General features: G+C 37.3%; 10 protein-coding genes. 9 read left to right on the top strand and 1 reads right to left on the bottom strand.

Annotation, left to right across the window (positions count from 1 at the left end; all coding sequences use genetic code 11):
* Positions 1 to 375 precede the first annotated feature (375 nt).
* The 3 genes from ABD814_RS05585 to ABD814_RS05575 all read left to right on the top strand — a co-directional run bounded on the left by ABD814_RS05585 (position 376) and on the right by ABD814_RS05575 (position 3,480).
* Positions 376 to 1,665, top strand: coding sequence for an ABC transporter substrate-binding protein (locus ABD814_RS05585; protein ID WP_344911175.1), 1,290 nt, complete (start codon positions 376 to 378; stop codon positions 1,663 to 1,665).
* Between the two features lie 133 nt (positions 1,666 to 1,798).
* Positions 1,799 to 2,659 carry a carbohydrate ABC transporter permease gene (locus ABD814_RS05580; RefSeq protein ID WP_344911174.1) on the top strand — a complete coding sequence of 287 codons (861 nt, stop codon included), beginning with the start codon at positions 1,799 to 1,801 and terminating at the stop codon, positions 2,657 to 2,659.
* Positions 2,659 to 3,480 carry a carbohydrate ABC transporter permease gene (locus ABD814_RS05575; protein WP_344911173.1) on the top strand — a complete coding sequence of 274 codons (822 nt, stop codon included), beginning with the start codon at positions 2,659 to 2,661 and terminating at the stop codon, positions 3,478 to 3,480. The genes ABD814_RS05580 and ABD814_RS05575 overlap by 1 nt, the downstream gene beginning before the upstream one ends.
* A gap of 67 nt (positions 3,481 to 3,547) precedes the next feature.
* Here the strand turns inward: ABD814_RS05575 and ABD814_RS05570 are convergent, their stop codons facing one another.
* Positions 3,548 to 4,312 carry a helix-turn-helix transcriptional regulator gene (locus ABD814_RS05570; protein WP_344911172.1) on the bottom strand — a complete coding sequence of 255 codons (765 nt, stop codon included), beginning with the start codon at positions 4,310 to 4,312 and terminating at the stop codon, positions 3,548 to 3,550.
* 146 nt (positions 4,313 to 4,458) lie between these two features.
* Here ABD814_RS05570 and ABD814_RS05565 point away from each other — a divergent pair, with 146 nt between their 5' ends.
* The 6 genes from ABD814_RS05565 (at position 4,459) to ABD814_RS05540 (ending at position 9,976) form a co-directional block, all read left to right on the top strand.
* Positions 4,459 to 5,490, top strand: a complete 1,032-nt coding sequence (locus ABD814_RS05565; protein ID WP_344911170.1) for a Gfo/Idh/MocA family protein — start codon at positions 4,459 to 4,461, stop codon at positions 5,488 to 5,490.
* 13 nt (positions 5,491 to 5,503) lie between these two features.
* On the top strand, positions 5,504 to 6,226 hold the full coding sequence (locus ABD814_RS05560; protein WP_344911169.1) for a ThuA domain-containing protein: 723 nt from the start codon (positions 5,504 to 5,506) through the stop codon (positions 6,224 to 6,226).
* A gap of 5 nt (positions 6,227 to 6,231) precedes the next feature.
* Positions 6,232 to 6,981 (top strand): sugar phosphate isomerase/epimerase family protein, encoded by a 750-nt coding sequence (locus ABD814_RS05555; RefSeq protein ID WP_344911167.1) that lies wholly within the window; start codon positions 6,232 to 6,234, stop codon positions 6,979 to 6,981.
* Positions 6,982 to 8,010, top strand: coding sequence for a Gfo/Idh/MocA family protein (locus ABD814_RS05550; RefSeq protein WP_344911165.1), 1,029 nt, complete (start codon positions 6,982 to 6,984; stop codon positions 8,008 to 8,010).
* Between the two features lie 24 nt (positions 8,011 to 8,034).
* Positions 8,035 to 9,003 (top strand): sugar phosphate isomerase/epimerase family protein, encoded by a 969-nt coding sequence (locus ABD814_RS05545; protein WP_344911164.1) that lies wholly within the window; start codon positions 8,035 to 8,037, stop codon positions 9,001 to 9,003.
* A gap of 121 nt (positions 9,004 to 9,124) precedes the next feature.
* Entirely contained in the window at positions 9,125 to 9,976 is an 852-nt protein-coding gene (locus tag ABD814_RS05540) for a response regulator (RefSeq protein WP_344911162.1), read from the top strand.
* Positions 9,977 to 10,039: the final 63 nt, after the last annotated feature.

The following is a 10,039-nucleotide window of genomic DNA, read 5'->3' as shown; positions in this document are numbered from 1 at the left end:
ATTGGTTATTTTTAATTGATTTGATGCGGTTTATTCAGGTTTTATGATTGGGCTATGAATAATCTAGGTTAGAAAGAGAAACCCAATTATACAGGTGTTTTCAAAGGAAATGTAGATAATAAAGTATTTTAACAAACAAAAAAACTCTTGCATGTTATGATAACAACTGTTACTATGAAAATGTACAAATGCAAACGCTTCCACGATTGAGGTAGCCGAGTAACTCAATTGAATTATGATATTGTAGAGCAATATAAAACTCTGATTAATGCAGTTGAGTTGGCGATTATTTCAAGGGAAATTACACCTTAAAATGCAAGCGATTGCACAGTTGTAAATGCAAGAAAAACTAATCATTGAAAAAGGAGCGGTTTTATGAAAAAGAGACTAGGTTTCGCGTTATCGATGTTGGCAGTTCTTGTTTTATTTATTACAGGTTGTGCATCAGATTCGGTCGGTGATCAATCTTCGGGAGAAGCAGTAGATGTTGATATTTTTCAGTTTAAAGTAGAATTTAGAGATCAATTTGAAGAGTTGATTGAATTGTATATGGAAGAAAATGATCATGTTAATTTAACGGTTCAAACAGTTGGTGGCGGAAGCGACTATGCAGCATCATTAAAAGCTCAGATGTCTTCAGGTGATGAACCGGTTATTTTTAACATTGGTGGTCCAACAGAGTTAGATGAGTATCGTGATTATTTAGCTGATTTATCTGATACGGAAGCGGCCTCACTTGCCTTGGAAGGAACTTTAAATGGAATTGAAGATGGTGGTGAAGTATTAGGCTTACCATTTGCTCTAGAAGGTTATGGGTTAATTTACAATAAAGAAGTTTTTGATCAAGTTGGTATTGATCCTAGCTCATTAACAACTTTTGATGCGTTAGAAGCTGCTTTTGCGGAAATTGATGCGAATAAAGACGAGCTAGGCCTAGATGCAGTTGTTGCTTTTCCGGCAATGGAATTATGGGTAATGGGAAATCATTTAGCGAATCATTATATTGCACCTGAATTTAATAGTGATATTATGGCTACATTTGAAGCGGATACGATTAATTTTGAGTATGGCGATCAAATGAAGAGAATGCTAGATTTACAAAGTGAGTATTCTGTTCAACCTGTACTTAGCTTAGATTATTCGATGCAAGTTGAACAACTATTTTCAACTGGAAAAGTTGCTGTTATTCAGCAAGGAAACTGGATTTATCCAACAGTTGAGCAAATAGACGAAGATTTTGCCGAAAATGGTATTGGTATGATTGCGATGCCTTTTGAAGGTGAATTTGAAGATCATTTGCCAGTAGGTGTGCCGCAATATTGGGCAGTTAACAAGAATAAATCGGATGAACAAATTCAAGCGGCGAAGGACTTCTTAGATTGGATGTATACATCAGATCAAGGTAAAGATTTTGTCTTAGATGAGTTTAAGTTCATCCCAGCATACGACGGTTATGATGCGGATCGGATTGCTGATCCATTATCACAAGATGTTTATCAATATTCTTTAGATGAGAAGACGATTGGGTGGACATTTATGGCAACACCAATCGGTTGGAATGAGGACGTGTTAGCAACGGAGTTCCAGAAATACCTAGTTGATGAAGTGACGTGGGAAGAAGTATTACAAACATCAAAAGAATCATGGGAAAATTCTAGACAATAATTAATCAAAATAATAAGCGACTAACACTATTAAGTTTGATCGTTAGTCGCTTTATTTTTACTTGATTAATAGCCTTCATTTTTACCAAATACATCAAGTGATTATGTCAGAAAAGGCTCAGGAGGTTTAATGCATGAATAACAAGAATCTATCGTTTTGGCTCTTTCTTCTACCAGCTTTATTTGCTTTAATCGTTGTTGTATTTTTTCCGTTTCTGTACGGTTTTTACTATACATTTACAGACTGGAATGGCTTAAGAGCAACAACATTTTTAGGTTTGGATAATTATTTTGCGATTTTTAGTGATCAACGTTTTATTGATTCATTAGTTTTTACAATAAAATTTGCGATCACTTCGATTGTGATCGTTAATGCGCTTGGTTTAGGTTTAGCTGTACTTGTGACACAAAAAATAAAAATAAGCAATGGCTTAAGAACGATCTTTTTTATGCCTAATTTAATTGGCGGGTTAATTTTAGGGTTTATTTGGCAGTTTATTTTTATTAGTGGTTTTGACGCTGTTGGAAAATTACTCGATATTAATTTTTTACAAGGCTGGCTTTCGACATCTGAAACTGGTTTTTGGGGTCTAGTCATATTAAATGTCTGGCAATATGCCGGTTACATTATGATTATTTATATTTCTTATTTACAAGGTGTGCCACAAGAGTTGCTAGAAGCTGCTGAAATTGATGGTGCAAGTATTTTTCAACGATTTTGGCGAATTAAATTTCCACTTGTTGCACCAGCATTTACGGTTAGTTTATTTTTAACGTTATCAAATGCCTTTAAGTTGTATGATCAGAACTTAGCATTAACCAATGGTGGTCCTTATGGTTCTACGGAAATGTTGGCGATGGAGATTTATAATACGGCATTCAGTCGGTTTGATATGGCTTATGCTCAATCAAAAGCAGTCATATTCTTTATTTTAGTTGCCGTCGTTGCTTTGACACAAGTTTACGTCAATAAGAAACGCGAGGTGGAGTTATAATGATAAGTAAAAAACGTCAATCAAAAATCATCCTAACAATCGCGAGCACAATCATTGCGTTAATTTGGCTGTCACCATTTTATTTAATGATCGTTAATGCATTTAAATCAAAGTTTGAGATCTTTTCAAATGTACTAAGTTTACCGAGTGAGTGGAAGTTTGATAATTTTGTCCAAGCTTTTATTGATCTGGATTTCTTAAATGCTCTGACTAACTCATTTATTGTTACTTTTTTAAGTGTGTTAATTATCATTGTTTTCTCATCAATGGCGGCTTATGCGTTAGCGAGAAATAAGAGTAGGTTGAGTGGTGTGTTTTTCTTAGTGTTTGTTTCGGCGATGTTAATCCCATTCCAATCGGTGATGATTCCACTAATCTCAATTTTTGGACGAATGGAACTGTTAAATACGTCAGGGCTAATTTTTATGTACTTAGGTTTTGGTTCAAGCTTGTCGATTTTTCTATACCACGGTGCTGTTAAGGGGATTCCAGTATCCTTAGATGAAGCGGCAATGATTGACGGAGCTTCACGATGGAGAATTTTTTGGACGATTATATTTCCAATGCTGAAGCCGATTACTGTGACAGTGATGATCTTGAATGTGATTTGGATTTGGAATGACTATTTGTTACCTTCATTAGTACTCAGTCAAAAAAATGCCACAATTCCATTACGGATGTTCTTCTTTTTCGGTCAGTATACGAAGCAATGGCATTTAGCCTTAGCCGGTTTAACATTAGCGATTATACCTGTCATTGTTCTATATTTCTTTGCCCAAAAGCATATTATTGAAGGTGTTGCTGAAGGCGCGATAAAGTAAGTGAATGATCTGGCCTCACTTTAAATAAGTAAGGCCTTTTTCTTTGTCACATTGTGAAATGGATGTGTTACAGTGATCGTCGGTATTGACCAGGCGCTTGTCCATATGCTTTTTTGAAAACGCGATGAAAGTATGGATAATTACCAAAACCACAGTTTTCAGCAATGTGATCAAGTGTCATATTTGTATATTTCATTTGACTAATTGCTGCAGTTAATCGAATATCATGCGCGTATTCAATCATCGTCTTTCCGGTATATTCCTTAAACAGGTGAACCGATCTAGACACACTCAGGTCAACACTCCTAGCAACCTCCTCAATCATAAATGTATCAAGCGCATGCTCTTCGATATAGCGCATCATCTCAGTCACAACAAAGGGGCGTTTTTTTGCTGAACGAGCTATTGTCTCTTGTTTAATTAATAAACAAATACTTTTGAAAAAGTAGCCGATTAATTCATGATTTTGCTCTGTTGGTGGACGTCTTGTTTCAGTTGAGAGAAAATTCCACAACGTTGTCATTTGTCTAGCATCACTCACTTTAACATGAAAAGGTTGGTTTAATTCAGTCCACCATTGATCAATCCAATCACCATTAGCAAAAATGTGAAAATCACCACTCGGTGTATCAGGATGCACTTTTAAATGATAATAGCATCCTGAAGGGACTAGGATAATATCACCGTACTCTAGTGCGAAGTGTTGATCTTCAATTGTCGCCTCGGCTAATCCTTCTGTTTGGAGTCGCATTAGAAAAGAATCGTAGCTCTGATGCCGAATATCTTCGTAGCCTTCTAAGTGATACGAATAATTACAGTGTCCAATCCACAAGATAAAAACTCCTTTAGCAAAATAGTAGATGTTTTCATAAAATTATCTATATTTATTTTGTTGATCTGACGTTATTATATTAGTATATAGAAAAGTAATCAATTAAATTGTCTACTTGAAAGCGTTATTATAAAGGAGAGATTAATATGACTCAATTGAGAGTTGGAATGATTGGTTGTGGGAATGTTTTCCCGATGCATGCAGCTTCTGTTGTTGCGCGTGAGGATGCGGAATTAGTTGCAGTTTGTGATGTGAAAGAAGATCGCGCAGATCAGAAGGCTGAACTTTACCAGTGTCGTGCATATTATGACTATTTGGAAATGTTTGAACAAGAAAATCTAGATGTGATTCATATTGCATTACCGCATCACCTTCATGCGCCAGTTACGATTGAAGCAACTAAAAAAGGGCTTCATGTTTTAACAGAAAAACCGATGGCGATTCATTATCAGGATGCTGTAGATATGATTGAAGCAGCCAATGAAGCAGACGTCACTTTAGGCGTTATTTTTCAAAATCGTTACAACCCAGGTTCGCAATTAATTAAGAAAATGATTGAAAGTGGCGACTTAGGGGCAATTAAGTCAGGAAAACTTTCAGTTACATGGGATCGTTCAGATGAATACTACCAAAAGAGCGATTGGAAAGGAACTTGGGATAAAGAAGGTGGCGGGGTCGTGATTGACCAAGCGATTCATACGATGGACTTGATGCGTTGGTTTGTCAACAGTGATTTAAAGTACGTCGATGCGACAATTAGTAACCGCGCACATGAGATTATTGAAGTAGAGGATGCAGCTGAAGGTGTGATTGCTTACCAAAATGGTGTTGTGACAGCCTTTCATGCGATTAATTACTATACGTATGACGCACCTGTTGAGATTGAACTCCATTGTGAAAAAGGAATTGCTAAAATGGTCGCTGATCAGGCGACAGTTACTTTAAATAATGGTCAAGTTTTTATTGCTGACAATAACCCGCTAGAGACATTTACTTATGAAGATGGTGTGAAAGGCTATTGGGGCGTTAGTCATGTTAAGCAAATCAATAATTTTTACGATACGCTACAAGGCAAAGCTGAATTAGATATACCCGCAGAAGAAGCACTGAAGACACAAGAAATGATCAATGCGATTTATCAATCAGGTCATGAAAAACGTCGCGTAAATTTTAACTAAAGGGGTGACATAAATGAATATCGTTATTTGGAACGAGAATCGTCATGAAAAATTGAATCCACGAGTGGCTGAAATCTATCCAAAAGGGATTCATGGTGCGATTGCTGAATTTTTGCGTGAAGCTGGGCATGATGTGACAACAGCTACTTTAGATGAACCGGAACATGGTCTAACGGATCAAGTCTTAGCAGAGGCTGATGTGCTGCTGTGGTGGGGACACTTGGCGCATGATGAAGTTGAGCAAGCAATTGTTGATAAAGTTCATCAACGTGTTTTAGCTGGAATGGGTTTGATCGTGCTCCACTCAGGTCATTTTTCGAAAATTTTCAAACAATTAATGGGAACAGGCTGTGATTTAAAGTGGCGTGAAGTCGGTGAGCGTGAACGATTATGGGTTGTTGATCCGAGTCACCCAATTGTTGCGGGGCTTGATTCATATTTTGAGCTTGAGCAAGAGGAAATGTATGGTGAGCACTTTGATGTGCCAACACCAGAGGAGTTAGTTTTTATTAGCTGGTTTGAAGGTGGCGAAGTTTTCAGAAGTGGTGCCACTTATCGACGAGGAAAAGGCAAGATCTTTTATTTCCGTCCTGGTCATGAAACATATCCGACCTATCATAATGAAAATATCCAAAAAGTGATTCGAAATGCAGTCTTATGGGCAGCCTCACCAGGTGCCCCAGAGCATCAATATGGTCATGTTGAACCGATCGAATCGATATCGAGGAAGGGGTGAATGAGATGACACGAAGACCTGTAGCAGTTCAGTTGTTTACATTAAGGGATGCATTAGCAAATGATTTTGTCGGTACATTAGAACGTGTCGCCAAAATTGGTTATCACGGTGTTGAGCTTGCTGGTTACGGCGATCTCACTGTACGCGAATTAAGAGCAACCCTTGATCGACTAGATCTGAAGGTGGCTGGTAATCACGTCTCAATTGAAGAGTTAAGCAATAATCTTGATCAAGTAATTGCGGATCAAAAAATCTTAGGAAATCAATTCGTCGTCTGTCCATTTGTTTTACCTGAAGATCGTCACCCGGATTCTTATCAAGAACTGGCTCAACTTTTAATTCAGGTTGGTAAACAGCTGAAGGCAGCTGGATTAGAGCTTTGCTACCACAATCATGATTTTGAATTAGAGCAGATGCCAAATGGACAAACTGTTTTAGCTTATCTTTACGATCAAGTGCCAGCGGAGTATTTAAAAGCAGAACTTGACCTTTATTGGCTTCAAAAAGCTGGTGAAGATCCACTTGAATGGATCAAACGCTATCAAGATCGCACAGCACTAATTCATTTGAAAGATATGACGACAGATGATGAACAATTTTTTGCTGAGCTAGGGACTGGTGGGCTAGATTTAGATGCAATTTTAGCAACAGGAACACCAGATTGGTGGATTGTTGAGCAAGATGAGAGTCGAATTGATCCATTAGAAAGTATTCAAATCAGTTATCACTATTTAGAGAAAAGAGGAATCGTTTAAATGAAAAAATATCGTGTAGCAGTTATCGGATGTGGGAGTATTGCAAGATTTCGCCATTTGCTTGAATATCAGGCAAATCCAAATGTTGAAATTGTTGCTGTTTGTGATATCGTACCAGAACGTGTGAAGGAAACTGCTGAACAATATGGTGCAGAAGCTTTTACAGATTATCAAGCGTTACTAGAGCAAGTTAAGCCAGATATCGTTAGTGTTTGTTTACCAAACTATTTACATGCACCGGTATCAATCGCAGCGTTAGAAGCAGGAGCACACGTCCTTTGTGAAAAACCGATGGCGACTTCATATGAAGAAGGCTTGGCAATGATTGAAGCAGCAAAAGTAAATGATCGTCAACTGATGATCGCTCATAACCAACGCTTCGTTGCGTCACACCAAAAGGCAAAAGAGTTAATTGAAGCTGGTGAACTCGGTAAAATTTATAGCTTTAGAACAGCATTTGGCCACGGTGGTCCAGAAGGCTGGAGTATTGATGGAAAAGAAAGCTGGTTTTTCAAAAAAGACGAAGCATTTATTGGTGCAATGGGCGATTTAGGTGTTCATAAATCAGATGTGATCCGCTATGTTTTAGGTGAAGAATTTACTGAAGTTGCAGCAATGGTCGAAACGAATGCAAAAGACGATTCGAACGTAGATGATAATGCGGTTTGCTTACTAAAAAGTGAATCTGGCGTTATCGGAACGCTAACAGCAAGCTGGGCTTATAACACAAATGAAGATAATTCAACCGTTATTTATGGCGAAAAGGGAACATTAAGACTAGAAGATGATCCCAAATACAGCTTGATTGCTAATTATACCGATGGACGAAAAGTGAATTATGAACTCGGCCAAATTCAATCAAACGATGCAGGTGGCCAAACAAGCTCACATGTTGTTGACCACTTTGTTAATGCCATTCAAAATGATCGTGACCCACTCATTACTGGCGAAGAAGGACTAAAATCATTAAATATTATTCTCGCAGCTCTGGAATCGAGCGAAACAGGCAAGCGAGTCAAAATTAATTAATCAATTTTTTAGGAGGAATTATTAATGAAACTAGGTGTATTTACCGTACTATTTGGTGAAAAATCATTTGAAGAAATGCTTGATTATGTGAGTGATGCAGGACTTGATGCGGTTGAAATTGGAACGGGTGGTAACCCTGGCGACGCACATGCTAAACTTGATCAATTACTAGCAAGTGAATCTGAACGAGAGGCATATTTAGCTAAAGTGAAGGAACGTGGATTGACAATTAGTGCATTTAGTTGTCACGACAACCCGATTTCACCAGATCAAGACTATGCACGTCGATCGGACGAAGTTTTACGAAAAACAATTAAATTAGCTGGCTTAATGGGTGTCCCAGTTGTGAATACATTTTCGGGAACCGCAGGAGACAGTGAAGATGCTAAGCAGCCAAACTGGCCGGTTACGCCATGGCCAAACGAGTACAGTGACATTTTACACTGGCAATGGGAAAACAAATTGATCCCTTACTGGAAAGAAATTAACGATCTTGCTGAAGAAAACAATGTGAAAATCGGAATTGAATTACACGCTGGTTTTCTCGTCCATACACCATATACAATGTTGAAATTACGCGAAGCAACTGGACCAGCGATCGGTGCAAACTTAGACCCAAGTCACTTATGGTGGCAAGGCATTGACCCAGTCGCAGCCGTTAAAATCTTAGGAAAAGCCGGAGCAATCCACCATTTCCACGCAAAAGATACGTACATCGATCAGGATAATGTCAACATGTACGGCTTAACGGATATGCAACCATATGATCACGTGCAAACACGTGCATGGACATTCCGCTCTGTCGGCTACGGTCATAGCATCCAAGTTTGGAGCGACATCATCAGCGCGCTTAGAACATACGGCTACGACTACGTGATTAGTATCGAGCACGAAGATCCAATCATGTCTGTAGAAGAGGGCTTTAAGAAAGCTGTTCAAAATCTAAAAAGCATAAATATTTCAGAAGAAGCCGCAGATATGTGGTGGGCGTAATTAAGTAACAAAAGTAGAGGGCTTTATATGTGTTGGTATTGAATATGCTAACCCTATAAAGTCCGTTTTCTATTTTGAGAAAAGGATTTTCAAAAAATTCTAAACTATTAGGAGGAATATAATGTATAACTTCTTGATTTTAGATGATGAAAAACAAGAGAGAGATGTCATAAAATATTTATTAAAACAGATGCCCTATCAGTTGAATCTATTTGAAGCACCGAACGGTAAGGATGGTTTATTGATACTTGATCAACAGCCGATTGATATTTTAATTACGGATGTCAAAATGCCTTTTATGACTGGAATCGAATTAGCCGACTATGCGAAACAGTATGATCAAGATATAGAAATTATTTTTTTTAGTGGACATGATGACTATGATTATTTAAAAAAAGCATTATTAATGAATGCGATAACCTATATATTAAAACCCGTTCAACCATCTGAATTTTTTGATACGATTACACAAACAATTGAAAAGTTGGATAGGAAGAGAAATACGAAACTAACAGAAGCTCAAAAAGAACGAACGATGCAAAAGTATATTATTAGAGAATTAATCAATGATGTTAGTTTAGTTGAGCTTAAGCAACAATACCCTTCATCTGATTTTAACTTTTTAAATTCAATAGCTTATTATATGATTTATCAAATTGATAAACTTAGTTCAAATCGATCACATACAGTGGAACAATTCATTTTGCAATTCGATACCTATATGGACTATTTTCAATATAACACAAAAAATTCAATTGTTTTTTTCCATGAAAGTGACCGTTTCTTTGAGCTGAAAAATAAGATTGAATCAATTCCTGATCTTATTGGATATTATGTCATTAAAAAGTTTGATTCTCCAGATAAGTTCCAACAGTCTTTTCGTGAGGCAGAACAGGAATTAACAGAAAAAGCGTTTTATCAAAATCAAAGGAAAAGTAGTTTTCAAAAAGAAGATGATGCTACGGTAGTGTAAAAAGTTCTATGAAAAGATACTGAATTGGAGGATGAATTCAAAATACAATATGTTTTTTGATCA

The sequence above is a fragment of the Amphibacillus indicireducens genome (assembly GCF_039539605.1).
GTDB lineage: Bacteria > Bacillota > Bacilli > Bacillales > Amphibacillaceae > Amphibacillus > Amphibacillus indicireducens.
This window is presented reverse-complemented; position numbering and strand designations above follow the sequence as displayed.

Coding starts and splice junctions, on each gene's coding strand:
- ABD814_RS05585 (WP_344911175.1), top strand. CDS start 376: ATGAAAAAGAGACTAGGTTTCGCGTTATCGATGTTGGCAGTTCTTGTT.
- ABD814_RS05580 (WP_344911174.1), top strand. CDS start 1,799: ATGAATAACAAGAATCTATCGTTTTGGCTCTTTCTTCTACCAGCTTTA.
- ABD814_RS05575 (WP_344911173.1), top strand. CDS start 2,659: ATGATAAGTAAAAAACGTCAATCAAAAATCATCCTAACAATCGCGAGC.
- ABD814_RS05565 (WP_344911170.1), top strand. CDS start 4,459: ATGACTCAATTGAGAGTTGGAATGATTGGTTGTGGGAATGTTTTCCCG.
- ABD814_RS05560 (WP_344911169.1), top strand. CDS start 5,504: ATGAATATCGTTATTTGGAACGAGAATCGTCATGAAAAATTGAATCCA.
- ABD814_RS05555 (WP_344911167.1), top strand. CDS start 6,232: ATGACACGAAGACCTGTAGCAGTTCAGTTGTTTACATTAAGGGATGCA.
- ABD814_RS05550 (WP_344911165.1), top strand. CDS start 6,982: ATGAAAAAATATCGTGTAGCAGTTATCGGATGTGGGAGTATTGCAAGA.
- ABD814_RS05545 (WP_344911164.1), top strand. CDS start 8,035: ATGAAACTAGGTGTATTTACCGTACTATTTGGTGAAAAATCATTTGAA.
- ABD814_RS05540 (WP_344911162.1), top strand. CDS start 9,125: ATGTATAACTTCTTGATTTTAGATGATGAAAAACAAGAGAGAGATGTC.